This is a genomic window from Singulisphaera chitinilytica (assembly GCF_049331405.1).
Taxonomy (GTDB): Bacteria; Planctomycetota; Planctomycetia; order Isosphaerales; family Isosphaeraceae; genus PoT.
Window position 1 is genome coordinate 8,869,671 of record NZ_CP186274.1, and the last position, 23,830, is coordinate 8,893,500.

General features: G+C 63.8%; 21 protein-coding genes. 11 read left to right on the forward strand and 10 right to left on the reverse strand.

What is annotated here, in order from left to right; translation table 11 throughout:
- Window positions 1–56: 56 nt before the first annotated feature.
- Complete coding sequence (locus ACOYYX_RS34575) at window positions 57–332, reverse strand: hypothetical protein (RefSeq protein WP_422927211.1); 276 nt, start codon at window positions 330–332, stop codon at window positions 57–59.
- Between the two features lie 756 nt (window positions 333–1,088).
- Between ACOYYX_RS34575 and ACOYYX_RS34580 the strand changes: the two genes are divergently transcribed.
- From ACOYYX_RS34580 to ACOYYX_RS34600, 5 genes are all read left to right on the forward strand, one after another.
- A protein-coding gene (locus ACOYYX_RS34580) for an IS3 family transposase (protein WP_422923185.1) occupies window positions 1,089–2,214 on the forward strand; the annotation gives its coding sequence in 2 pieces (ribosomal slippage) (window positions 1,089–1,372 and window positions 1,371–2,214; 1,128 coding nt in all).
- Between the two features lie 874 nt (window positions 2,215–3,088).
- Entirely contained in the window at window positions 3,089–4,165 is a 1,077-nt protein-coding gene (locus ACOYYX_RS34585; RefSeq protein WP_422927212.1) for a DUF1559 domain-containing protein, read from the forward strand.
- Window positions 4,166–4,269: 104 nt separating this feature from the next.
- Window positions 4,270–5,484: a DUF1559 domain-containing protein gene (locus ACOYYX_RS34590; protein WP_422927213.1), complete on the forward strand. Its 1,215-nt coding sequence runs from the start codon at window positions 4,270–4,272 to the stop codon at window positions 5,482–5,484.
- A gap of 110 nt (window positions 5,485–5,594) precedes the next feature.
- Window positions 5,595–6,800, forward strand: coding sequence for a DUF1559 domain-containing protein (locus tag ACOYYX_RS34595; protein ID WP_422927214.1), 1,206 nt, complete (start codon window positions 5,595–5,597; stop codon window positions 6,798–6,800).
- Window positions 6,801–6,909: 109 nt separating this feature from the next.
- Window positions 6,910–8,124 carry a DUF1559 domain-containing protein gene (locus ACOYYX_RS34600; RefSeq protein WP_422927215.1) on the forward strand — a complete coding sequence of 405 codons (1,215 nt, stop codon included), beginning with the start codon at window positions 6,910–6,912 and terminating at the stop codon, window positions 8,122–8,124.
- A 95-nt stretch (window positions 8,125–8,219) separates the two neighbouring features.
- Here ACOYYX_RS34600 and ACOYYX_RS34605 read toward each other — a convergent pair whose 3' ends face one another.
- Window positions 8,220–8,609 carry a hypothetical protein gene (locus tag ACOYYX_RS34605; RefSeq protein ID WP_422927216.1) on the reverse strand — a complete coding sequence of 130 codons (390 nt, stop codon included), beginning with the start codon at window positions 8,607–8,609 and terminating at the stop codon, window positions 8,220–8,222.
- On the opposite strand from ACOYYX_RS34605, the gene ACOYYX_RS34610 reads away from it, so the two are divergent.
- The 4 genes from ACOYYX_RS34610 (at window position 8,587) to ACOYYX_RS34625 (ending at window position 12,436) form a co-directional block, all read left to right on the forward strand.
- Window positions 8,587–8,691 (forward strand): H-X9-DG-CTERM domain-containing protein, encoded by a 105-nt coding sequence (locus tag ACOYYX_RS34610; protein ID WP_422931703.1) that lies wholly within the window; start codon window positions 8,587–8,589, stop codon window positions 8,689–8,691. The genes ACOYYX_RS34605 and ACOYYX_RS34610 overlap by 23 nt on opposite strands.
- 226 nt (window positions 8,692–8,917) lie before the next feature.
- Window positions 8,918–10,132 carry a DUF1559 domain-containing protein gene (locus tag ACOYYX_RS34615; RefSeq protein WP_422927217.1) on the forward strand — a complete coding sequence of 405 codons (1,215 nt, stop codon included), beginning with the start codon at window positions 8,918–8,920 and terminating at the stop codon, window positions 10,130–10,132.
- 125 nt (window positions 10,133–10,257) lie between these two features.
- A complete protein-coding gene (locus ACOYYX_RS34620; RefSeq protein WP_422927218.1) occupies window positions 10,258–11,046 on the forward strand; it encodes an ankyrin repeat domain-containing protein in 789 nt (262 codons plus the stop codon).
- A 358-nt stretch (window positions 11,047–11,404) separates the two neighbouring features.
- Window positions 11,405–12,436: a DUF1559 domain-containing protein gene (locus ACOYYX_RS34625; protein ID WP_422927219.1), complete on the forward strand. Its 1,032-nt coding sequence runs from the start codon at window positions 11,405–11,407 to the stop codon at window positions 12,434–12,436.
- Window positions 12,437–12,529: 93 nt separating this feature from the next.
- Here the strand turns inward: ACOYYX_RS34625 and ACOYYX_RS34630 are convergent, their stop codons facing one another.
- On the reverse strand, window positions 12,530–13,276 hold the full coding sequence (locus ACOYYX_RS34630; protein ID WP_422927220.1) for a glucose 1-dehydrogenase: 747 nt from the start codon (window positions 13,274–13,276) through the stop codon (window positions 12,530–12,532).
- A gap of 43 nt (window positions 13,277–13,319) precedes the next feature.
- Window positions 13,320–14,018 carry a DJ-1/PfpI family protein gene (locus ACOYYX_RS34635; protein ID WP_422927221.1) on the reverse strand — a complete coding sequence of 233 codons (699 nt, stop codon included), beginning with the start codon at window positions 14,016–14,018 and terminating at the stop codon, window positions 13,320–13,322.
- A gap of 278 nt (window positions 14,019–14,296) precedes the next feature.
- Here ACOYYX_RS34635 and ACOYYX_RS34640 point away from each other — a divergent pair, with 278 nt between their 5' ends.
- Window positions 14,297–15,277 (forward strand): GlxA family transcriptional regulator, encoded by a 981-nt coding sequence (locus tag ACOYYX_RS34640; protein ID WP_422927222.1) that lies wholly within the window; start codon window positions 14,297–14,299, stop codon window positions 15,275–15,277.
- An 80-nt stretch (window positions 15,278–15,357) separates the two neighbouring features.
- Here ACOYYX_RS34640 and ACOYYX_RS34645 read toward each other — a convergent pair whose 3' ends face one another.
- Window positions 15,358–16,422 (reverse strand): alpha/beta hydrolase family protein, encoded by a 1,065-nt coding sequence (locus ACOYYX_RS34645; protein WP_422927223.1) that lies wholly within the window; start codon window positions 16,420–16,422, stop codon window positions 15,358–15,360.
- Window positions 16,423–16,693: 271 nt separating this feature from the next.
- Between ACOYYX_RS34645 and ACOYYX_RS34650 the strand changes: the two genes are divergently transcribed.
- Window positions 16,694–17,845, forward strand: coding sequence for an acyltransferase family protein (locus tag ACOYYX_RS34650; protein WP_422927224.1), 1,152 nt, complete (start codon window positions 16,694–16,696; stop codon window positions 17,843–17,845).
- 708 nt (window positions 17,846–18,553) lie between these two features.
- On the opposite strand, the gene ACOYYX_RS34655 is transcribed toward ACOYYX_RS34650, so the two are convergent.
- The 5 genes from ACOYYX_RS34655 to ACOYYX_RS34675 form a co-directional block, all read right to left on the reverse strand.
- Window positions 18,554–19,246 carry a CAAX prenyl protease-related protein gene (locus ACOYYX_RS34655; RefSeq protein WP_422927225.1) on the reverse strand — a complete coding sequence of 231 codons (693 nt, stop codon included), beginning with the start codon at window positions 19,244–19,246 and terminating at the stop codon, window positions 18,554–18,556.
- Window positions 19,239–19,901: an HAD family hydrolase gene (locus ACOYYX_RS34660; protein ID WP_422927226.1), complete on the reverse strand. Its 663-nt coding sequence runs from the start codon at window positions 19,899–19,901 to the stop codon at window positions 19,239–19,241. The genes ACOYYX_RS34655 and ACOYYX_RS34660 overlap by 8 nt, the downstream gene beginning before the upstream one ends.
- Before the next feature lie 62 nt (window positions 19,902–19,963).
- Window positions 19,964–21,271: a hypothetical protein gene (locus ACOYYX_RS34665; protein WP_422927227.1), complete on the reverse strand. Its 1,308-nt coding sequence runs from the start codon at window positions 21,269–21,271 to the stop codon at window positions 19,964–19,966.
- A gap of 196 nt (window positions 21,272–21,467) precedes the next feature.
- Window positions 21,468–22,265, reverse strand: a complete 798-nt coding sequence (locus ACOYYX_RS34670; protein ID WP_422927228.1) for a hypothetical protein — start codon at window positions 22,263–22,265, stop codon at window positions 21,468–21,470.
- Between the two features lie 651 nt (window positions 22,266–22,916).
- The gene (locus ACOYYX_RS34675; protein WP_422927229.1) at window positions 22,917–23,813 is read right to left on the reverse strand and encodes a DedA family protein; all 897 of its coding nucleotides are present in this window, start codon (window positions 23,811–23,813) and stop codon (window positions 22,917–22,919) included.
- Window positions 23,814–23,830 lie beyond the last annotated feature (17 nt).

Here is a 23,830-nt window from a genome sequence, read left to right on the forward strand (position 1 = left end):
CGGCTCGCAATCATACCTCCGCAGTCGACTCGTCGCATTGGCTTGAGAGTCGTCCCTCAAAGCGATGCACGCCCCCTCTCGAGCCAGGCGACGAGGGCTGCGACGGCATCAGCGAACTCGGCATCCCTGGGCAACGATGGGCGATTATCGTACACCGCACGCAGTTGCCTTTGGGTCTCGACCGGCAGCGAGTCGAGCACCTCGTCCGCGGATTCCGGCGTCAGAGCGTGGACCACCTGTTCCCAGAGTGCGGCCGGGCAGTAGATTCCGCGATGATAGAGACCATTCGCATGGCAAATGCTCTCGGCAGGAGTCCGCTTCGGTATCGCCATGTGCTCTTCCTTGATTGAAATCTTAAGTGCTTTTATGAATCCGGGTAGCCATAGTTAGTACAACCGGGGTCGCGAAGCGACAAGAGGCCCATTGCAAAAAGCACGGCCGAGCCCAGGGGCCCTCTGCGTGCTCCCCGACCACTCCAAGATCCTCCGCCGTCCCTGGATGGAGCCGCCCGCAGGCCGGCCCCGATGCCGCATCCAGAGTCCCGCTCGTCACAGCGACTCCGTTACAGATTCCACAAGGACCTCGGCACTTCATTACACCAATGATAACTGCGAGGAACCCTGAAATCTGGCATCACAATCCTGGTAGCCACCAAACGTGGTCGAGGGGTAAACCGTACCTTGTGTTCAGCAAATATACCTCGGAAGCCAGGCAACCCGAGGTCACCACAAACGTGCATATTGCCGCGATCATGTAGGGTGGCCAGCGACGCGTTTCCATACCCCGGAGAACCAGTCCGACGCTCGCGGCGGCCGCCAAAGGGGCGACGCCATTGATGAGCACGGAAAAAGGGTCGCTAAGGACGTTTGCACACCAGAGCCCGCGGGGCGGTGAGTAGGTCCAGCGAGCCACTTCACACGTCTGAGCGGCAACAAACCCAGCAAATGTGAATATGAAGGCCGCGAGTTGACGGTACACAGAAGGAGTTCTACTGCGAATCTCCATCATTTTTCATCCAAATGGTATGGTGGACCCCGAAAACTGGACCATCTGTTAAGCTACTCAGACGGGTCTGAGGAGGAGGACGGATGGCGAGGAAGCGGCAAGTCCACACGGCGGCGTTCAAGGCTCAAGTCGCCCTGGCGGCCCTCAAGGGAGACCGCACGATCAACGAGTTGGCCGGCCACTATGGCGTCCATCCCACATCGATCCATGGCTGGAAGAAGCAGCTCATCAGCAGTGCCGAGGAGGTCTTCGGGAGTCCGGCCAAGGCGGCCTCGGCTGACGCCGAGGCACGCCAGGCCGAACTCTTCGAACAGATCGGGCGCCTCAAGATGGAACTCGAGTGGCTGAAAAAAAAAGTCGCCCCATTCAGTTGAGGACCGAAGGCCCTTGATCGAGCCGGATCATCCCCGGTTGAGCGTGCGCCGCCAGTGCGAGTTGCTGGGGCTGAGCCGATCGAGCCTCTACTACCGACCTGCGGGTGAGTCGCCCGAGGACCTGCGCCTGATGCGGTTGATCGACGAGCAATATACGGCATGCCCGTTCTACGGCAGCCGCAAGATGACCGCCTGGCTGGAACAACGAGGTGAGGAGGTCAATCGGAAGCGAGTACAGCGCCTGATGCGGAAGATGGGCCTGGAAGCGATCTATGCCAAGCCCAGGCTGAGTCAGGCCGGGAGAGGCCATAAGATCTACCCTTATCTCTTGCGAGGTGTCAAAGCCCGGCGAGCGGACCACGTGTGGAGCACGGACATCACTTATGTGCCGATGAGTGGAGGGTTCATGTACCTGGCGGCGGTGATCGACTGGTACAGCCGGTACGTGATCGGCTGGCGGCTGTCGAACACGCTGGACGGCTCCTTCTGCCTGGAGATGTTGGAAGATGCCTTGAGGTCGGGGAAGCCCGAGGTGTTCAACACGGACCAAGGGGTCCAGTTCACGGCCGAGGCGTTCACCGGGAGGCTTGAGGCGGCCGGGATAGCCGTGAGCATGGATGGACGCGGCAGGGCATTGGATAACGTGTTCGTCGAACGGCTCTGGAGGACCGTGAAATACGAAGATATTTACATCCAAGGCTACGAGACGGTGCCGGAGCTGCAGCGAGGGTTGAGGCGATACTTCGGCTTCTATAACGAGGATCGGCTCCACGAATCCCTGGGGTACCGGACTCCAGGGACGGTCTACCGAGCGGACAGAGCCACGACGGCCTGATTGGACAGTAGCGAAGGATCGCCGTTTTTTGGTCTAGACAATGGGGTCCACCTCAGGGATACGCCATTCGCTCGATCACAATCGTCGTATCTTTCGACTCGTCGACGTCTCACGGCAGGTCTGAGCCCAGACTTTGAAGAATTGGTACTTCGAGATGAGGTAGGATGATTCTGCCTCGCAAACCTAGTACAAACGTAACACTATTTCGTGACTCGAGGCGACTGCCCTTTATTCCTGCTTCCCGTGAAGGCAGTCCTGCAAGACCACAGGGCATAAGATGACGCCCCTGGATCATCGCGAGGCCAGGGCCCTTGCGTCAGGTGAAAAACAGATGAGACGAATGGCCAAAGATCTCAGTCGAATGACTCAAGCCACCGACTTCAACCCGACGCTTGCGGGGTCCCATCTCGCGGTTTGAATTTTTTCGGGAACTTCCTCCGACCGCCCGCGTCTATAGTAGTCGCACCGACATATCACGACGCCCATCGCAAGAACGAACGCGAGCGACCGACGACGGCTCAGTGCGTTGCGCCCGACCCTCGACGCAATTTGTGCAGGGTGGGGTACACCCCAAGGCATCGTCGACGCGATCACGCGCCTTGAAGAGGCCTGGAAACATCGCCGTGGCCCTCGAAGGTGGTCCAATGCACATGTCCTCGCGGCCAGGAACCGAGATCCGTAAGGCGTCGAAGGGCTGGCTTGGAGATGGCGGTCGGCGATTCGAGTGGGAGACTGCACGAACATGAAATCGGACCCTCGGCGCACCTTATGGTTTACCGACCTTTTGGCGAGCGCCTTCGCAGTCGCCTTCTTATCCTTCTTGCTGATCCAGGCGATCCAAAAAGCCAGGGAAGCCGGTCGCAGGACGCAATGCATGAACAACATGCAATTTATCGGCCGGGGGCTGATGGGTTTCTCTAACTCCCAGAGCAGGTTTCCCAACGCCGCCACCATTTATGATGACCCGGCAATCCATCGGGGCGATCCCCGACACTCCAGCATCTATCAGATCCTCACCGAACCCCCAGGTGCCCGGGGCGACTCGTCCGCCCTGTTGAGGAGTTGGGTCGTCGACATCATCCCTTACCTGGAGACTTCCGAACTCTACAACTGCTGGAACGAGCAGGAGAACTACCTGGCCGACAACTCATCGCAATCTTTTCCGAGTAACGCCGAGTATTCCAGGATGTCGTTCGGATTCTTCCGATGCCCGAACGATGAGACCGCCGTGGATGGGAAGGGGAACCTGAGCTACGCCGTCAACGGCGGCTTCACGCGATGGCCAGCCGTCCCGATCTCCTGGACGGGGAGCCCCGACGAAGGCCGATCCTTCAACGGCCAGCCCCTGCGCTGGTTGGGCGAGGGTGGTGATTGGACGAAAGATCAAGCGATCGGCAAGAAGCTCGGCGTGATGTTCCTCGGAACCCACACCGGCGACCAACCTTGGGATATCAAGACCACGCCCGCCGACATCAGCGACGGAGCCTCCCACACGTTGCTTCTCGGAGAGAACACGCACGTCGGCTACTCGGACGGCACGAGCCCTTACGCCGGCATGCGTGAGACAAACTGGGCCTGCCCTCTGCCCAACTTCGCGGTGTTCCTCGGCTCCGACGACGTCTGCCAGTCCAATGGATCGCCCGTCGATTGCCTCGGCGGCCAACTCGCGCCGACGCCCGACGGCAAGGACGGACCCGGCTGGGCGAAGTCCAGCGCCGTCGGGACCTTCGAGAACATCGGCTTCGGCCGGTCGCTAAATCTCGAAGGCTCGTTCCCCTTCGTCAGCAGCGGGCACCCCGACGGGAGCAACTTCGTCTTCTGCGATGGCTCCGTCAAATACATCAAGGACACGATCGACGGTCGCGTCTATTCGAGGCTCATCACCCCCGCGGGCGGGTCGCTCCCCGCGACGCTGAGGCAGTCGTATGGAGGCGGCCGGGACGAGGAGTGACACTTATTGGAGTACGTCGTCTCAGGCCAAGCCTCCGCACGATAACGCCTGATTCAAATCCTCAAATCCTATCGCGATTTATTTCGAGAAGGTGGCATATTAAGATGAATTCCGATCCCAGGCTTCGCATGGACATTCGCGAATTACTGGTCGTCATCGGCATCATCGCCCTTTTTATCATCCAAGTCGTCCCGGCGATCAGAGAGACTCGGGTGGGCGGTTGGCGTGCCAACTGCCAGAATAACATGCGCCAGATCGCCCTCGGGATTCTGGCTTTCGAGAATTCCGAGGGATCTTATCCGAACGCGGGGACGTACCTCGATGACCCGGCGGTCCATCAGGGGGATCCCAGGAAGTCCAGCATCTTTCAGGTCGTCTCCGACCCGCACGGCGCAGGCGGAAACCCCAGAACTCACCTACATAGCTGGGTGGTCGATATCCTCCCCTATATCGACAACCAGGAACTCTACAACGCCTGGAACTTCCGGGTGGATTACCTCGACGCGACACAGTCGCCGGACTTGCCAAGCAACAGCATGATCGCATCGACCGTGATTGGCATCCTCCGTTGCCCGCAAGACCCGACCGCCGTGATTGGAAAGGGGAACCTCAGCTATGTCGCGAACGGCGGCTTCGCCCGATGGCCCGCCATGCCATTCTCGTGGACCGGCAGCGACGTCGACGGCGCCCCCGCCACCGGGCCGATCCTGCATTGGACACCCCCAGGCGCCGATTGGAAGGAATCCCAGGCGGTCGGGCATAAGCTCGGAGTGATGTTCCTCGGCACCCACACCGGCGACCAGCCCTGGGACATCAAGACCACGCCGAAGGACCTCACCGACGGAGCCTCCACGACCCTTCTCGTCGGCGAGAACACCCTGGCCGGCTTCTCCGATGGGACAAGCCCTTACTCGGCGAAACGCGAGACCAACTGGGCGAGCCCTCTGCCGAATTTCGCGATGTTCCTCGGCTCCGACAACATCTGCCAGTCGGGAGCCCTCGTCAACGCCTGCCTCGACGGCCAGCTAGCGCCGACACCCGAAGGGAAGGACGGACCCGGCTGGGCCAAGTCGAACCTGGACGGCACGTTCGAGAACATCGGCTTCGGCAGCACGTTGAGCCTCGAAGGTTCATTCCCCTTCATCGCCGGCCCGCACCCTCGCGGCAGCAACTTCCTCTTCTGCGATGGCTCGGTTCGATACATCGCCAACACGATCGACGGCTCGGTCTACTCCAGGATCCTCACACCGGCCGGCGAAACGCTGCCCGGCGAGATGCGACAGGCCCCGCTCGCGAACGGGGCTGACGAACTGCAATGACGCAGGGAAGCCCTGGCGTAACCGATCCGAGGCAAGAAACTTCGGCCCAGATCTCATCATTAACGTTGATCTATAATCATCAACCTTAAATCGAAAAAAGGCTAGATTTCATGAATAATAACTCACGCGGCTCGCTGAAATTTCTCGACATGGTCGCCGCCGTCGGCATCTGCATGTGCCTGGCCTTGATCGTAATCTCATCCTCAAAAAACAATCGTCCGTACACACGTCGATTCACATGTCAGAATAATCTCCTACAGATCGGGCGAGGGCTACTGGCCTTCTCCAACGCCAGGAACACCTTCCCCAATGCCGGGACGTTCCTGGACGATCCCAAGGTCCACCGAGGCGATCCCCGCAAGTCCTCCATCCTCCCGGCCATCCACGATCCGAGGGCCGACGGCGGCAATTCCAAGGCGCTCCTGAGAAGTTGGGTCGTCGACATCCTCCCTTACATCGACGCCCAAGAGCTTTACGACGGCTGGAACTTCCAGCGCGACTACCTCGACACGACCACGTCGCCCACCACGGCGAGCAATTTCCAGCTCGCCTCGACGATGTTCGGGATCCTCCGCTGCCCGGAGGACGCGACCGCCGCCACCGGGCAGGGGAATCTCAGCTATGCCGTCAACGGCGGCTTCATGCGATGGCCGGCCGTCCCGATCTCCTGGAACGGCAGTCCCCAGGACGGGGCTTCCAACAGCGGCCCTCCGCTGCAATGGGCACCGGCCGGCGCGGATTGGCGCGAGACCCAGGCGATCGGCAAGAAGCTCGGAGTCATGTTCCTCGGCACCCACACGGGCGATCAGCCCTGGGATATCAGGACCACGCCGAAGGACATCAGCGACGGGGCCTCGCACACGATCCTCGCGGGCGAAAACGCACTCGTCGGCTACTCGCCGAAGGGTAGCCCTTTCTCGGGCAAGCGGGAGACGAACTGGGCGTGCCCGCTGCCGAACTTCGTCATGTTCATCGGCTCCGATGACATCTGCCGGTCCGAGAACTCCGCCATCGGTTGCCTCGCCGGGCAACTCGCGACGACCCCCAGAGGGATCGACGGCCGCGGTTGGCGGAAATCGAACCTCGTCGGTACGCATCAGAACATCAACTTCGGTCGTAAGATGACCGTCGAGGGCTCATTCCCCTTCGCGAACAGTCACCACCCCGACGGAAGCCGCTTCGTCTTTTGCGACGGGTCCGTCCGGTTCCTGTCCGACCCCATCGACGGCACCGTCTATTCCAAGCTCCTCACGCCCGCGGGGGAATCGCTGCCCGAGGCGATCCGGCAACTCAAGCTGGGCGGCAAGTTGCCTTGAGGGCAGGGAGGTCCTCGCAGGCCGATTGCAGGTCACAAGGAACGAATTGATATCAAATGATTAATTTATACTAAATTATTAACACTTAAATTTAACAGGATTTGAAGTCATGGATAACGACCGGCGCAACTGGCTGAAACTCCTCGATGTGGTCGCTGTCGCCGGCATCATCCTGGGCCTGGCCTTCCTCGCCATATCATCCGTCAAGCGAGGTTCGCGTTTCTCTCAAAGGTTGCAATGCCAGAACAACATGAGACAGGTCGGCCTCGGCCTCATGGGATTCTCCAACGCCAGGAACGCCTATCCCAACGCCGGGACGTTCCTGGACGATCCTGTGACCCACAAGGGCGATCCCGCGAAATCCAGCATTTACCCCTTCGTCGCCGACCCGCGAGGGGCGGGCGGGGACACCACGGCACTCCTGAAGAACTGGGTCGTCGACATCCTTCCCTACATCGACGAGCAGGAGATGTACAACGCCTGGAACTTCGAGCTCGACTACTTCAATGCCTCCTCGTCGTCGGCCTTGCTGAGCAACTCTCAGCTCACCACCACCTCGATCGGTATCCTCCGCTGTGTGGAAGACGAGACCGCCGTGAACGGGCAGGGGAACCTCAGCTATGCCGTCAACGGGGGCTTCGTGCGCTGGCCCGCCGCGTCCTTCTCGTGGAGAGGCAGTCGACTGGACGGAGCCTCCACCAGCGGCCCCCCCTTGCAATGGGCGACCACCGGCGCGGATTGGAGGGAATACCAGTCGGTCGGCCAGAAGCTCGGGGTGATGTTCCTCGGCACCCACACCGGCGACCAGCCCTGGGATATCAAGACCAGGCCCGCCGACATCACCGACGGGGCCGCGCAGACGCTGCTCGTGGGCGAGAACACCCTGGTCGGCTACTCGCCCGGCGACACCCCTTACACAAAGAAGCGCGAGACCAACTGGGCCTGCCCCTTGCCCAGCTTCGTGATGTTCCTCGGCTCCGATAACATCTGCCAATCCGAGAATTCGACCACCGATTGCCTCGCGGGACAACTCAGGCGGGGAGCCTCGGGCGCCGACGGCCTCGGTTGGCTGAAATCGAACTTCGCAGGCACCTTCGAAAACCTCGGATTCGGTCGGGAGTTGGCGGCCGAGGGCTCACATCCGTACGTCAACAGTCACCACCCCGACGGGAGCAACTTCTTCTTTTGCGACGGGGCCGTCCGATTCGTCCCCGATTCCATCGACGGAATCGTCTACTCCAAGCTCCTCACCCCCGCAGGGGAAGCTCTAGCCGAGGGGATCCGGCAAACTCCTCTCATGGACCTGCATGACCACCTGCCATGACGACGGGGCCTGTCTCACCGCGACAGGCCATACCGCCAGAGGCCCGGGGATGATTCCTCATTCACAATATCATTTTCCATGTATTATAAATCACATCAGCGAGGATCAGGCTTATGGATGACGACCGACGCAATCGGCCAACCCTTCGCGATGTGGTCGTAGCCTTTGTCGTCCTCATGGGCCTGGCCTTCCTCTTTTTCCCGACGGTTCAGACCATCCATGAGCTCCGCCCGATAGGGCAATGCCAGAACAACATGCGGCAGATCGGCCTCGGGCTCATGGGATCCGCCAACTCCAATGGAGGCGTATCCCAACGCCGGGATCTTCCTCGACGATCCGGAATTGCATAAGGGTGGTCGAGTATCTTCCCATTCGTCTCCGAACCGCGAGGGTCCGGCGGAAACCCCAAGCTCCTGCTGAGGAGTTTGGGCGAAATCGAACCTCATCGACACGTACGAGAACATCGGCTTCGGCCGCACGCTCACCGTCGAGGGCTCATTCCCCTTCTCCACTAGCCGTCACCGCGGAGGGAGCAACTTGGTCTTCCGCGACGGCTCGGTCCGATAGGTCAAGCACACAATCGACGGCTAGGTCTATTCCAGGCTCCTCACCCCGGCGGGCGGGGCGCTGCCCGAGGCGATCCGGCTGTCGCGATGAGGATACTCCGAAGGGGACTTGCGGCCCGAGGACGAATGACCCCTCGACGCGTCCGTGAATTGCCGTTATGAACGATGAGTCATTCGGTTCATCCGATCAGATCCCGAGGCTCACGCCCTCGAGGGGGGACGATTCCATGAATCCCGACCAACGCTACAAGCTGAAGCCCCGGGATGTGATCGTGGCTGTGGCCGTCTGCGCGGTCGTCATCTTCCTGCTCCTCCCCGCCTTGACCGGTCGCCGCGGCGATGACCGGAGGCTTCAGTGCCAGAACAACATGCGACAGCTCGCCCTCGGGCTGCTGGGGTTCTCCAACGCCAAGAGGGCGTTCCCGAACGCCGGGACCATCCTCGACGACCCGGCGTTCCACCAGGGGGATCCCCGGCGATCCAACATCTATCAGATGTTCACCGACCCGCAGAGCGCCGGTCACGACTCGAAAATCCTGCTGAGAAGCTGGACCGTCGACATCCTGCCTTACATCGATAACCAGGAGCTCTACAACGCCTGGAACCTCGAGGCCGACTACCTCTCCCCCGCGAAGTCGACGTTCGGCCCCAGCAACATGCTGATCGCGAAGACGACGATCGGGATCCTCCGATGCCCCGCGGATCCGACGGTCGCAGTAGGGGAGGGGAACCAGAGTTACGTCGTCAACGGCGGCTTCGTGCGCTGGCCGGCGATCCCCGTCTCCTGGAGCGGGCACCAGCGCGACGGCCTGTCGAGCAACGGCCAGACCCTGAAATGGACCCAGACGGCGGCCGACTGGAAGGAAGTCCAGGCCGTCGGGCAGAAACTCGGCGTGATGTTCCTGGGCACGCAGACGGGGGACCAGCCCTGGGACATCAAGTCGACCCCGAGTTCCGTGTCGGACGGGGCCTCCAGCACGCTGCTCCTGGGCGAGAACACGCTCGTCGGCTACTCCTCGGGCGACAGCCCTTATTCCGGGCGGAGGCCCTCGAACTGGGCCTGCCCCTTGCCGAATTTCACGATGTTCATCGGCTCGGACAATATCTGCCAGTCCAAGTTCGCCGTCGTCGACTGCCTCGCGGGCCAACTCACCCCGCAGTCCGGCGGCGCCGACGGCCCCGGCTGGGCCAACTCCAACGTCATCGGCACGTTCGAGAACATCGGCTACGGACGCTCGCTCACCGTCGAAGGCTCATTCCCGTTCGTCAACAGCGGCCACGCCGACGGCAACAACTTCGTCTTCTGCGACGGCGCCGTCCGCTTCGTCAAAACCACCATCGACGGCACCGTCTACTCGAAGCTCATCACCCCCGCCGGCGGCAAGCTCCCGGCCAACATCAAGCAGGGGCCCAGCCCGTCGTCTATCCCCGACGCGGAGTGAGGGCTTGAACGCCGGATCAGTGAGTGCCTCTCTCGGAGAACCGCCTTGCAGGGGTGCAGACCGAAATGCCAATCACAAGGATGAACTATCGGCATCTCGAACCCGACATACAGGCAGGACGCCACATGAAGATCATCTTCCGGGCGAAGGCTTACGTGATCGAAGCCGAGTCCTATCGCCGGGTCTCCGCACCTCGGAGTCTGCGAACCTGGGGCTGCGAAGACAATCCCCTCGAGTATTACCTGGACAGCGAGATCGCCGACAAGGGGATCGTGGGCGGCTTCTTCCGCGCGGAGGTCTCCTGGTTCGGGAAGGCGCGGATCCTCGTGGAATACTGGTCGCCGGGTCAACCGGATGAGGCGACCCTCGAGGCACTCAGGAAAGACACGGCCGGTCAACTGAGCGACGGGGCAGGCGAGAACGGATTCGATTTCGTCGCCAGGGGCAGGGCGATGCTCCTGATGCCCGACCTCGACGGCTCGCCCTTGAGTGTCGAGGTGGTCGACGACGGCAAAGTGATCCCGCCCGCGTCCCGGATCGCCATGTCGGCTCGCGATGGCGATTTGACGACCTTGCGCAAAGCGCTTGCCCTCGGGACCGAGGACATCGATGCTCAACTGATGGGTTGCTCCGGTCTGTGTTTGGCGGTCCGTTCCGGCCACGTCGAAGCGGCGCTCTTGCTCATCGAACACGGCGCCAATGTCCACAGCCTGGATTTCATGGGAAATTCACTCCTGCTTGGTTGCGCCGCGTCGAGATCCCTCAACGACGAGGACAGCGCCCGACTCACCAGGGCTCTCCTGTCCAAGGGTGCTGACCCGAGTTATGTGGGAGATGCGGACTGCACCGCGATGGAGCTCGCCGAGAATCGCGACAAGCACCTGATGATGGAAGTCCTTCGGGCATTCACCTGAGCGCAACTTTCCCGCTCCTGGCCGTTCAAAACATAGCCTGCCATGAGTCCGACCGCCGACGATGCGCGGGAGCCCTCGACGCCTGCCGTCGAGGGCTCCCGATGCGCACTCGAGTTGATGACGCTGACAAAGAACGCTGCCATCGATACTTGAGATCGCCCCCTCCGAAACTCAATTGCTCACGCTTTCTAAATTCCATACGTCATGAAAATCGCGAGACATCTCCTAAGCTTTTCGGCTCGTTAATCAATTCTACTTCCCGATTCGCTATTGAGTGGATGGAAGATTTCGAATGTGCGGGATCCGCGTCGATTTGCGGGTCCCGCGAAGGTTCTCGCGTTTGAGGAATGATTCAGACATGTTCGGACGACGACGTCGCGGTTTTACCCTGATTGAGCTCCTGGTTGTGATCGCGATCATCGCGGTCTTGATCGCCCTGCTGCTGCCGGCCGTGCAGGCGGCGCGCGAGGCGGCGAGGCGGATCCAGTGCGTCAATAACATGAAGCAACTGGGCCTGGCGATGGCGAACTATCATGACGTCGCCAACAACTTCCCGCCGGGAAGGGTCTGGAAGCCGAGCCCGACCCAGGCGTTCCCCACAATCCTGGCGGGCGTGCAGAACACCCCCTGGTTCGTGCTGATGCTCCCGCAATTCGAGCAGCAGCCGCTCTATAACTCGTTCAACTTCGCACTCGGCTCGGAGGGTCCGAACTCCCCGCTGCCGCTGGGCTACTACGCCAACTCGACGGTCACCGGGGTCAAGGTCAGCGTCTTCCAGTGCCCGAGCGACACCGACAACAAGTTCCAGATCCCGACCTCGTACGTCGGCGGCGCGCTCAGCAACGTGATCATGACCAAGGGGAACTACGCCGTCAGTTGGGGCAACACCAACTGGGGCCAGGGGCAGACGTCCTCCTCGGTCATCTCCGCCCCTTATCTCCAGTCGGCCTTCGGGCACAAGGGGAACATCAACATGGCCTCCGTGACCGATGGGACGAGCAACACGGTCTTCATGGCCGAAGTGCTCCAGGGGGCCATCAACGACATCCGCGGCACGATGTGGTCGAGCATCGGCGGCGGCAGCTCGTTCATGACCCGGTTCACGCCCAACGGCACGAACGACTACCTCGGGATCAACAACGGCTTCGACCAGCTCTCGCAGTCGATCTTCTGCACCAACGACCCCGTCCACCAGCTCCCCTGCGCCGCGACCACGGCCAACGGCAACAACACCGCCTTCTCCGGCGCCCGCAGCCGCCACGCGGGCGGCATCAACGTCCTCTGCGGCGACGGCTCCGTCCACTTCGTCAAGAACTCGGTCTCCGCCCAGGTCTGGGTCGGGATGAACTCCATCTCCGGCGGCGAAGTCCTCAGCGCCGATTCTTACTGATCGGTCGCATGCCTACGACTTGAATGACACATCCGAACCCCGGCTATCTCCAGGTAGCCGGGGTTTCGTCATTATGCGGAATCGGCATCGGGCTCAGAGCTGGGAGATGCCTCCATCGACGACGAGCTCGACGCCGACGATGTACCGGGATTCGTCGCTCGCCAGGAATAGCGCCGCGTCAGCGATCTCCTCCGCCGTCCCGAGGCGGCCGACGGGCACCAGCGTCGCGAACTGGGCCTTCCTCTCGCGAACCTCGTCCGGCGTGCCGCCGAACTTGTCCTGGATCGGCGTGTCGATCGCGCCGGGGCTCACCGCGTTGACGCGGATCTTGCGGCCCAGGAGCTCGCGCGACCAGGAGCGTGCCAGTGACCGCACCGCCGCCTTGGACGCGGCCAGCACCGAGAGCCCGGGGAATCCCACCTGATTGATGAAGGACGTGTTGAGGATGACCGAGCCCCCCTCGTGGAGGATCGGCGAGACCGCCTTCATCGAGAAGAAGACCCCCTTGACGTTCGTGTCCATCATCTCGCCGTAGAGTTCCTCGTCGGTCTCCAGGAGCGGCGAGGCGTGGGCGACTCCGGCGTTGGCAAAGAAGATGTCGAGCCCGCCGAACGCCTCGCCGACATGCGCGGCAGCCGCGTTCATATCCGCGATCGATCGTGCGTCGGCGGCGATGACCAGGGCCTCGTCCCCGAGTTCCTTCTTCACCGCTTCGAGGCGTGCCTTATCGCGCCCGGTGACCCCGACTCGTGCGCCCTCCTGGGCGAATCGCCTCGCCGTCACCAGGCCGATCCCGCTCGTGCCGCCGGTGATCAGGGCCGTCTTACCTGCCAGTCTCATGATGGGGTCCTCCGTTGAGAAAAGATTTCGAGCGATCAGTCCGTCATCGAGCCAAGGGCGCCGTCCCTTGTCGGCTCCGCGATACGTAGTTGCGAAGACGTTCGTGGTGCTCCGCCACCATGCCCGCCAGGCGGTCGTTCACCGCGGCGAGGATGTGCGGCGGGGCCTCCTCGGGCGTGCCCGAATTGAACGGCGGGGCCGGCGCGTATTCCGCGGTGAGCTGGACCCTCTGCGCCACATCCTCGCCGCAGATTTCGGCGATCAGGATCAGGGCGAAATCGGCCCCCGCCGTGATCCCGCCTCCGGTGATCACGTTGCCGTCACGCACGACCCGGCCGGCATCGGGGATCGCCCCGAATTCGGCCAGGATGTGACGGCAAGACCAGTGGCAGGCGGCGCGGCGTCCCGTCAGCAGGCCCGCGGCACCGAGGATCAGCGACCCGGTGCAGACGGAGGTCAAGTACCTCGCCGACCCCGCGAGGCGTCGTATCGACGACATGAAGCCATCATCCTCGATCGCCCCGATGACCCCGACGCCGCCGGGGATGCAAATCACGTCGCAGCGCTCGACCGCGTCCAGGTCGGCCAGGTTGCTGAACGTCAGGCCGTGGACATCGATCGGCTTCCCCCCCCTTGAAGCCACGATCAACTGGAGATCGGGGGCGAGGGAGAAGAACTCGTGAGGTGCGGTGAAGTCCATGAGCTCCACCCCCTCGAACAGCGGGATCAGGATGCTGGTCATCGTTAGATTTCCTTCGCCGTGTCGGATTGAAAACAGGGCGATCGCTCACCCTTCGTAGCCAACATCCCAGATGATCCTCATGGCGTAAATGACACTTTTCCCTCATTTCAGGACACACGATTCTCGACCGAGACTCGTACTGCCAACATGGCGGAAAATTCGGGTTTCCCTTAGATTGAGACAATCAGGCTGAGCAAGGGCCGTGAAGAGGAACTCCGATGCCACCATCTCGTACCAGTCGAAAGAAGGGTTCACCCCGTGGGGCGAAAAGCGAGGAAATGCACGTCGGCAAGGCCACACGCGACGTCGCGTTCCTGGTCTTCCCCGGCTTCCAGATTCAGGACCTGAGCGGGCCCCTGGCGGCCTTCGAGGTGGCGGGCGGGGTCGCGGGGGACGAGCCCTACCGGCATCACGTCGTCTCGCGTGACGGAGGGTCCATCGTCAGCTCATGCGGGCTGGAGGTCTCGACCCGACCGATCCAGCCGGGCACCTATGACACGCTCGTGGTGGTGGGCGGGGCGGACTTGACCGGCCCCTCCGAGTTGAATGCCATGCTGTATCGGACCGTCCGCGAGGGCGTCGATGGGGTCCGGCGTGTGGCGAGCGTCTGCACCGGTGCCTTCATCCTGGCCGGCGCGGGTTTGCTTGAAGGTCGCCATGCCACGACGCATTGGCGGTATGCGGCCTTGCTCCAGCGTCAATTCCCATCCGTCAAGGTCGACGGCGATCGCATCTTCACCAGGGACGGCGACGTCTGGACCTCGGCCGGGATCACCGCGGGCATCGACCTGGCCCTGGCGATGATCGAAGAAGACCTCGGGACCGAGGTCTCACGTTCCACGGCGCAGATCCTCGTGGTCTATCACCGACGGCCCGGCGGCCAGTCGCAGTTCTCGGCCATGCTCGACATGGAGCCCGAGTCGGACCGCATCCGGGATGTCCTGACCTATATCCGAGAACACCTGACCGAGTCGCTCTCGATCGAGGACCTGGCGGAGGTCGCTCGCCTGAGCTCCCGCCAGTTCGGGCGGGTTTTCCTGGCCCAGACCGGGGAGACCCCGGCCAAGGCGGTGGAACGCCTCCGGGCGGAGGCGGCCCGCCCGAGGGTGGAGCGGGGGGCCGAGCCGATCGAGGCCATCGCCCGCGATGTCGGCTTCGCCGATCCGGAGCGCATGCGGCGAGCCTTCCTGCGGGTCTTCGGCCACCCGCCGCAGAGCATCCGCCGAATGTCCATCGGCGAATCAGGTCGGCTTCAATAAGGGCGGGTGCGGCGGAGGCCCTCTCGATGGGACGACGGAGGGCGCTCCGCGCATGCACATGAAGACATAGACCGAAAGGCTCAGCTCGTCTTCGGGGCCTGGAGCCAGGCCGCAATCTTCTTGAAGGCGGCGGCGCCGTTGAAGGTGTGGCCGGCGTCGAAGAAGGCGTGGTCGATGTGGTCCTCGGCGCCAGCGGCTTTGTAGATCCGCTCGGCGTCGCGAAGGGCGGCCTCGACGCCATGCTTGGGGAAGATCCGATCCTCCGTGCCGGCCTCGCAGAAGAGGTAACGGGGGGCGATCAGGCCCGCGACGTCGGCGGCCTCGAACCAGCGGAGGATGCCGGGGACGTAGTTATCCATGCAGTGGCCGATGCTGAAGATCGAGTCCTTGAACGTGCAGAACGAGCCGGAGAGCATCGCGACCTTCACCCGCTCGTCGAGAGCGGCGGTGTAAAACGTGACGGTGCCGCCGCCCGAGATCCCCATCATGCCGAAGCGCTTGGGGTCGACCTCGGGGAGGGTCTCGAGGAGGTCAAGGGCCCGGATCGCGTCCCAGGTCCGCCAGCCGGCCATGGTCTCGCCCAGGAGCAATGCCGCGCCCGCGGCGGGCTGGCAACTGCTGGCGCCGGCGCCCTTGGCCCGGGCGCCGGCGTCGCGGCGATGGCCGAAGCCGATGGGCTCGATCGCGAGCGTCACGTAGCCGTTCTGAACGCACTGGATGGCGAAGTCGTGCTGATAGCCGTCGAGGTGGTCGCGCTCCTTGCCGTCCTCCTCGATGCCGACGATGTCGTCGACGCCCCGGCCGTGGCCCGGCACGCAGAGGATCGCAGGGGCGGGGCCTTTGAGTCCCTCGGGGATGAGGACATAGGCGTAGGCGGTCATCCCCGGCCGGGTCGCGAACGTGACCGATCGGCGCGTGTAGCCGGGCTTCTTCACGATCGGGCCGAACTTCGGCTCGAGCGCGACCTTCTCGGCGGGGAACTCCCCGATCAGCTCGGCGAGCTTGGCCCTCGCGCCTTTCTTCCACTCGGCGAGCTGCTCCGGCGTCTCCGCCCGGAGCGCGAGCTTGGGCGTGGACTCGCGATAGCGCGAGAGGGAGTAGCCCAGGGAGTCGAGCCCTTCGGAGGGCGTGACGGGTCCGGTCATCGCGAACGTTCCTCGGGAGGCGGGTCCAGCGGGGCGGTCGGGTCGATCCGGCTCGAACCGATCCGGGGGTCACATTAACGCCTGAGCAACCGGCGGACAAGCGGCTGCAGGCTTGCCCAGCCTTCCTCGGCCTCGACGGCGGTGTGGGATTCGCAGGCTTTGCCTTGCGGAAAAGGCCACTTTCTGGGACAAACCCGGCCTTGCGGAGACACCTCGCGCGGCGGAGCCGCGGGCGAGGCGACGGAGGCCGGGCCACGGAGGGACACGCGCGATGCGCCGGATGATCGAGTTGGATGCGATCCGAGGGATCGCATCGGTGGCCATCTTGATGTTCCACCTCCGCTTCATGCGGAAGTATCCCACCCTGGGGACGGCCGTCGACCTCTTCTTCGTCCTCTCGGGCTACCTCATCACGTCGATCCTGCTGAAGGGGGATCGCTCGTTCGCCGAGCTGAAGACGTTCTACGCCCGCCGCGCCTTCCGGATCTGGCCGATCTATTACCTCACCCTGGTCATCTTCCTCGGGGTGAATTACCTCTTCTCGCGCGGGATGCCGAGCGAGGGCTGGTATCTCTACGCCGCCTACCTGCAATTCATCCCCGACTACTGGGGAGGGGCCTCGCCGGGGTTCAGCCGGCTCTGGGACCACACCTGGACGCTCGCCATCGAGGAGCAGTTCTACATCGTCTGGCCCTTGCTCGTCTGCCTGATCGGTCGCAAGGGGGTGCTTCGCATCGCGATCCCCTTGTTCCTGATGTCGGTCTGCCTGAGGCTCTCGGGCATGCCGAGGAACCTGCTCCTCGCCAGGACCGACGGCCTCGTCCTCGGCGGCTTCCTCGCGGCCTTGCTCTCCGACGCCGCCTGGTTCGAGCGGAACCGCAAGACGTTGAAGTGGACCTTCGCCAGCGTCGGGTTGACGATCGCGCTGACGCCGACCGTCGTGCAGGCGATCTTCGGCGAGGTCCAGGTCACCAGGGCGCTCAACGCCGTCTGGCCGAGCCTCGAGTGGCTCACGACGTATTTCGCGCTGACGATCGCCAAGATGTCGATGATTTACTTCTGCGTCGTCGGCTTCATCATCACCTCGGCGGGGCAGCCGTATTTGAAGCCGTTGCGGTCGAAGGTGCTGGCCTATATCGGGCAGATCAGCTACGGGCTCTATCTCTATCACCCATTCCTGTTCGTGCTGACGATCAAACTGCGCGAGGTGATCGGGATCCGGGGCTCGTCGCTCTACGACGTCTTCCGCGTCGCCTGCTGCTTCGGCCTCGCCGCCTTCTCCTGGCGATACGTCGAGCGCCCGCTCCTCACCCTGCGGGACAAGCTCACCGAGAGCTCGGTTCTGACGAGCGAGCCGCTCCTCAAAGGCCCCCATGCGGAATTGACGCGAGAGGCTTCGACGCAATCGGCCGGGGGTCAGTGAGTCGGCATCATCGGTATCGGGTGACCCGTGTCATGATCCAAAGACAGGAGAATTTCGATGCAACGTGCCATCGTGTTACTGCTGCCTCTGGCCTTCGCCCCAAGCTATGCCGAGGCCGCCCCCCGCGTAAACCCTCGGCGCCGACTCGGAAGCACCGATTGATTCCCTCGTCCGATGAGGTCGCGATCAGGCTCGAGCGAGATCTGGCGAAGATGCAATCCGACTTCTAATATGCTCTGGGTAGCCCCGATTGTGACAATCGGGGTCGCGAAGCGACAAGAGGCTGATCGCAATCCGCCTCGGCCGACAGGCAATCACCTGCATTCCGGTCCCTCGCGATCGACACGAAGGTTCCCCATCCTATGGCCCGAGGGAATGCTCCATTCCGAACGCTCACATAGACGACCTCTTGTCGCTTTGCGACTCAGGTCGCGTCAACATAGTTCACCCACAAACCTGATGAATTGGTCGATATTTTGGCTAGACTGCTAGCGCATCGGGGCTCTGCGAACGGGCCGGAGAGATGGGGAAGGGCCTCTGGTGATGGCCGAGGCGACCTGCGGTTGGCCTCTCGTCGCTGCGCGACCCCGATTGTCCCAATCGTGGCTACCCTATAGAGGGGGCGAACCGATGTTTGTGGATGGGCTCTCGCCTTGACCGAACCCTCGAAGGTCGATGCCGGCCTCCGATCATTCTACCGAATACGGCTCACCAGAACTTCCAGTCCCCGGTGACGATGACGTAGATCCCCAGCGCCAGGTTGGCGACGACGTGGCTCACCAGGCAGGCCGAGAGGCTCTTGGACCACCAGAGGAGCCAGGCCCAGGCGAGGCCGGTCAACAGGGCGGGGAGCCATTCCGGGTGCGCCGAGGCGAAGCAGGCCGAGGTGATCGCCGCGGCAAGGGGCGTGACCTGACCGATCGGCACCTTGACGAAGTCGGAGTCGATCAGCCAGCGCATCAGGAACGAGCGCCAGAAGAGTTCTTCGATGACGGGAACCAGCACGACCAGGCCGATCATCCGAACGGTGATGAAGGCCGCGCGCGAGGGGGGCGTGAGGATCTTGAGGTCATACGCCGTCCGCTTGCCGAGGAAGGGGAGGTCCGGGTAGAGGCCGTCGATGCCGACCCAGACGGCGGTGATCGCCAGGCCGAGTAACGCGGCGACGCCCAGCTTCGCAACCCCCGGCAAGGGGAGGAAGTCGCGCCAGGTGGATCGGCAGTACCAGGCGAGTCCGGCGACGATGGCGACCTTGGCCGCGTAGACCCAGGGATACCAGGCGATCCTCGAAGGGCCGCCGTCGGAGGGGAGGTAGCCCTCGAGCGCAGTGAGGCCCATGAAGCCGAGCATGGGGATGAGGTAGGGGACGATCTGCCGTTCGCTCGAGTCGGTATCAGCCATGATGATGTCTCGGTTCCAGGATCGCGAGTAGGCGAGGGTCGTCGAGCCTCGGGACGATCAGGTCGGCGAGGCCAAGGCCATCGGCCGGGCTGTGGTCGTGGGGGACGCCCACGCAGAATGTGCCCGCCCCCTTGGCGGCCGTCACCCCCGCGGCGCTGTCCTCCAGGGTCAGCACCTGGCCCGCCTCGAACCCGAGCCGCTCGACGGCCCGCAGGTAGATCTCGGGGTCGGGCTTGCCCAGCGTCACGTCCTCGGCGGTGAGGACGAAATCGAAGTGGTCGAAGAACCCGTGACGCTTCAGCAGCATCTCGGCATACGAGAGACGCGACGACGTCGCCACGCCTCGGGGCAGGTTCCAGGCCTCGAGCTTCGCCAGCAGGGCGATGAGCCCGGGGGTCGGGTGGACGGCCGCGTCCATCTCGGCGTAGAAGCGGGTGCGGGCCTCGAGCATGAGTTCCTCGACCGGCTCGTCGAGCCCGGCGAGCCGCTTGAAGTCGGGCCCGCTCTCGGCGGCCCGGCGGCCGATCATCGCGCGGCCGATCTCGGTGGTGTACGCCTTGCCCCTCGCCTCGAGCATCTCCACGAGGACGCGGTGGAAGAGGGCCTCGGTGTCGAACATCAGGCCGTCGAGGTCGAAGACGACGCCCCGGATCATGATCGGCACCGAACTTTACTTGAGTCATTCACCGACGAATTCATCATTTCATCCTTCGAGGATCAAGCGGCCCCGTGCCCGCCGGAAGCCCGACGCCCGCGGACGCTCTCGGGGAAAAGCTTCTCTTGCTCCAGGTTCCCGTTCGCGTCGAGGGGCAGGGGAGTGAAGTCGGTCTCGAAGCGGAGGTTCGGGTTGGCCTCGACCTCGGCCGCGAGCGGCGGGGTGACGTACAGTTGGACGAGTTCCAACGTGTTCGGGATCAGGACCATCCTCGCCTGGGAACGTTCGATGCGCCAGCATGTGTCGAGGGACGCGGCGAGGACCTCGGCGTCGTCCTCGAGAGAGATCGGCACGCGGGCCCGGGTCAGGAAGTTGCTCGTCAGGCTGTTGACCCGCATCGGGGTCGGGTCGAGTTGCTCGACGAGCCTCCGGGTCGTCAGGTCGGCGAGGCCGACCCCGAGGCCGTTGCCGCGGGTCTCGACCGAGAGATCCAGGACGGCCAGGCGCGTCACCACTGGGCGAGGGAGATCCGGCATCGTCTCCACGCGCTGGCGGCCGATCACGTTGGGGTCGAGCCCCGTCCCGCTGTAGTTCTTGCCGAGTTCGCCGACGACCAGGACGTCGATCTGGTCGAAGGGAAGCCGCGCCATCAGGGTGCGGGCCTCGTCGAGCAGAAGAGGCTCGACGTCGAGGAGTTCCTCGGGCTCGACGGCGACGATCCTGGCCGTCTTCTCCTCGGCGTTCTCGAGGATCGCGATGCCGAGGGCTACGGGGGTCCGTTCCAGGAGGAAGGCCCCGACCTCGGGGAGCATCCGCTTCAGGCCGGGCAGGCCGAGCTTGTGGACGTGGAAGGCCCCTTGCTGCTTGCCCAGGCCGATCGTCAGCATCTTCAGCAGGCCGCTCTCATACCGCCCCGTGAAGGACGTGTGCGGCTTGATCCGGTTCAGGAGGACGATGCCGTCGGCCCCGAACGCGTTCTCGTCGAAGTGGATGGGGAGGCCGAAGCCGTCGGTGCCGAGGACGACGGTGGCCATCTCGCTCTTGATCGGGCAGCCCATCGCGGCCTCGGTCACGCCGAACTCGGCGAGCAACGCGCGCTGTCCTTCGGACGTGCCGCCGCCGTGGCTCCCCATCGCCGCGACGATGAAGGGGGCAAAGCCGAGCCCCTTGAGGGCGTCGACCGCGGCCAGGGCGATCCGGTCGATCCCGGCGATGCCCCGGCTCCCGACCGTCAGGGCGACGGTGCCCCCGGGGGGGATCCTGCCGGCGATCCGGCTCCTCGCGATCGCCTCCCCGACGGCCCTGGGGACGTCCTCGACCTCGGGGTGGCGGCCGACCTGTCGTACGCGAGCGATCGGTGGGAATCTCATGGGAAAGAGCCCGCCGTGGGGGAGCCTCCTCGATGGGTGCGTGCCTCGCGATCTCAATCCGTCGGGCTTATCTGGGACGGGAGTCGGCCTGGATTCTAGTCGAAACCATGCGCAAGCCAAAGCCCTTCGCGAGTGCGAAGGGCTTTCGCGAGTCGTCGCCGACTCGATTTCAATCGTGAAGACCGGGGCGTGTCGCTCAGGCGACGACGGCGCGGTTCTTGCGAATCCGACGCACGAGGGCGGCGGCGCCCAGCATGCCGGTCCAGGCCAGGACCGTCGTCGGCTCCGGCACGGGGATCGGGTCGATCTTGCCGGGGGTCGTGGTGTAGGTCGTGGTCAAGGCCGAGCCCGGATCGATCGGGGCCGAGCCGAGGATCGCCACGTTGCCGGTCGTGAACGGCTGCTTCGACAGCACGACGAAGGTGGCGCTGGTGGCGCCGGCCTTCAGCGAGGAGACGGCCGAGGCCGGGTCGAAGTAGGTCGTCAGCAGCGAGCCGTTGGTGGCGTTCGGCGACCAGTAGACGTTGGTCGGCTTGAGGATGCCCTGGCCGTTGGCGCCCGAGGGGGCACCGATGCCGCCGATCCCATTGTCGGAGATGGCATAGACGTAGTTCGTCGAGCCCGAGCCCGTCAGGTCGGTGCCGATCGGGGTCGAGTTGAACGGCGTCGCGGTGGCGCGGAGGTCGACCGGGCCGGCGCTCGCGGTGGTGTCATTGAGCTTGTACTGGAAGGCATAGGCGTACAGCCCGGCCTCCGAGCCGACGCCCTGGAACACCTGCGAGGTCACGAGGCCCGACGTGCCGCTCGAACCCGCGTAGGTGAACGCGGACGTGATCGCCGGGGCGTTGTCGATCGCCTTGAAGTCATTGTTGAACTGAGACGCCGACAGGTCGGCGATGCTCAGCGACTGGATCGTGTCGGCGCGGACGAACGAAGTGGCCAGGCCCAGGGTCAGACCGGCCGCGATGGCGAGAGGGCGAATAAGCTTGTTCATTCTGAGCGATCTTCCAGGGTTGATCCGTTTGGGTTCGACGAGCGAACCCATCTCGTGCGAGTCTTTCCATAACTCGCCAACCGGAGTGATCTCCGGGCCGGTCCTGCGTGGCCGCTGCCGCGCCACGACCGGGACGCGCTGGCCGGTCTTCGCCACAGTGCGACGACCAGCCCTGGTATCAGCCTGTCTCCCTAGGGGCCTGAATCGCGGGCCTCGCCCTCCTCGCCGGGGTCGGCTGCCTTGAGAGCAACCGGCCCGGGCTCGTCGGCGAGCCCCAAGAATTCAGTCGCGCTGGCGGACGCGTAGGGAATTCGGCTCGAATTGTCAGGACCTCGGAGCGAGCGTATTACTCCCTCACGAGGCGGCGGTGAGGGTAGCAGTACCGTTTGTAACGGTCAACCCGTCTTTGAGGCCCGACACCAATCGGCTCGAGAGGATTTTCCACGAGGGCCAGGCCCGCTTTCCGCTTTCGCAACTCCCGACAGACCATGGCCTTATGACACTCATCCCGGCCCCATCAATTCCCTTCGATCGGACTCGGGACCGCCGGGTTCACTCGCTGATCCCTTTAAACTTTGTTAAGTCGAGATCGGCGCGGGTCCGGCGACGGCCGTCATCGCAATTTGGGCAGGATCCCGGCCAGGGGTCGGCTCAGGATCGCGGCTCGTACGAGTCGGGGCTCGGCGAATCGATCGGCAGGATCGCCGAGCGTTCGGCCCCGGGGGCCTCGGGGCGAGGCGGGAGCAGCAATGCGCTGTCGGTGAGAGAGGAGGGGGGGAGCTTGGGGGCCTCGGCCACGACGGGCTTCGGCTCCGAGGCGACCGGAGGCGTTGCCGAAGCGGAGGGACCGGAAGCCGCGGGGGCGGGGGACGATGCCGGAGTCGTCGCCTTGGATTCGCGGGCGTCCTGGAGCGAGGCCGGCGGGGGCAGGTCGTCGACCACGAGGACCGGCGGACCGACCGGCAGGCCGGCCCGGCGCCTCCCCTGGTAATAGCGGTAGAGGAGCCACGAGGCGAGCGCGACCGCCACGATCACCATGAACCAGTGCTTCAACTGGTCGAAGCTCGTCTGGATCTGGTGCGCGAAGACGTAGCCGAGCCCGAACATCAGCAAGGTGCTGAGCGAGGCCGCGAAGGCGTCCGTCAGGAAGAGGCGCAAGGGGGGCAATTTGAGGATCCCGGCCGTGAGATACGCGGCCGTGCGGAATCCGACCGCGAATCGGCCCAGGATCAGGATCTTGAAGCCGTGCCGGTGGAAGTACCCCTTGATCTGCGCCTCGCGCTCCCTCGTCAGGAACTTGCGGGTGAGCGGGAAGCTGAGCACGCGCTCGCCGTAGAAGTACCCGAGGAAGTAGACGATGAAGTCCCCCAGGAGCACGCCCGCGAAGCACGAGCTGAGCGCGATCGGCCACGACATCTTGTCGTTCCGCGAGAGGACGGCCGCCAGGATGATCGGCGCCTCCTCCGGCACGGGGAGGCCGAGCCCACCGAGCATGAGCACCAGCGCGATGCCGAGATATCCGAGTTTTCCGACAAGTGCTTCCGCCAACCTCGGTTCCCCGCCGC

Coding starts and splice junctions, on each gene's coding strand:
- ACOYYX_RS34595 (WP_422927214.1), top strand. CDS start 5,595: ATGAATAATAACTCACGCGGCTCGCTGAAATTTCTCGACATGGTCGCC.
- ACOYYX_RS34575 (WP_422927211.1), bottom strand. CDS start 332: ATGGCGATACCGAAGCGGACTCCTGCCGAGAGCATTTGCCATGCGAAT.
- ACOYYX_RS34625 (WP_422927219.1), top strand. CDS start 11,405: ATGTTCGGACGACGACGTCGCGGTTTTACCCTGATTGAGCTCCTGGTT.
- ACOYYX_RS34620 (WP_422927218.1), top strand. CDS start 10,258: ATGAAGATCATCTTCCGGGCGAAGGCTTACGTGATCGAAGCCGAGTCC.
- ACOYYX_RS34645 (WP_422927223.1), bottom strand. CDS start 16,422: ATGACCGGACCCGTCACGCCCTCCGAAGGGCTCGACTCCCTGGGCTAC.
- ACOYYX_RS34655 (WP_422927225.1), bottom strand. CDS start 19,246: ATGGCTGATACCGACTCGAGCGAACGGCAGATCGTCCCCTACCTCATC.
- ACOYYX_RS34635 (WP_422927221.1), bottom strand. CDS start 14,018: ATGACCAGCATCCTGATCCCGCTGTTCGAGGGGGTGGAGCTCATGGAC.
- ACOYYX_RS34590 (WP_422927213.1), top strand. CDS start 4,270: ATGAATTCCGATCCCAGGCTTCGCATGGACATTCGCGAATTACTGGTC.
- ACOYYX_RS34600 (WP_422927215.1), top strand. CDS start 6,910: ATGGATAACGACCGGCGCAACTGGCTGAAACTCCTCGATGTGGTCGCT.
- ACOYYX_RS34630 (WP_422927220.1), bottom strand. CDS start 13,276: ATGAGACTGGCAGGTAAGACGGCCCTGATCACCGGCGGCACGAGCGGG.
- ACOYYX_RS34615 (WP_422927217.1), top strand. CDS start 8,918: ATGAATCCCGACCAACGCTACAAGCTGAAGCCCCGGGATGTGATCGTG.
- ACOYYX_RS34585 (WP_422927212.1), top strand. CDS start 3,089: ATGAACAACATGCAATTTATCGGCCGGGGGCTGATGGGTTTCTCTAAC.
- ACOYYX_RS34640 (WP_422927222.1), top strand. CDS start 14,297: ATGCACGTCGGCAAGGCCACACGCGACGTCGCGTTCCTGGTCTTCCCC.
- ACOYYX_RS34665 (WP_422927227.1), bottom strand. CDS start 21,271: ATGAGATTCCCACCGATCGCTCGCGTACGACAGGTCGGCCGCCACCCC.
- ACOYYX_RS34670 (WP_422927228.1), bottom strand. CDS start 22,265: ATGAACAAGCTTATTCGCCCTCTCGCCATCGCGGCCGGTCTGACCCTG.
- ACOYYX_RS34650 (WP_422927224.1), top strand. CDS start 16,694: ATGCGCCGGATGATCGAGTTGGATGCGATCCGAGGGATCGCATCGGTG.
- ACOYYX_RS34660 (WP_422927226.1), bottom strand. CDS start 19,901: ATGATCCGGGGCGTCGTCTTCGACCTCGACGGCCTGATGTTCGACACC.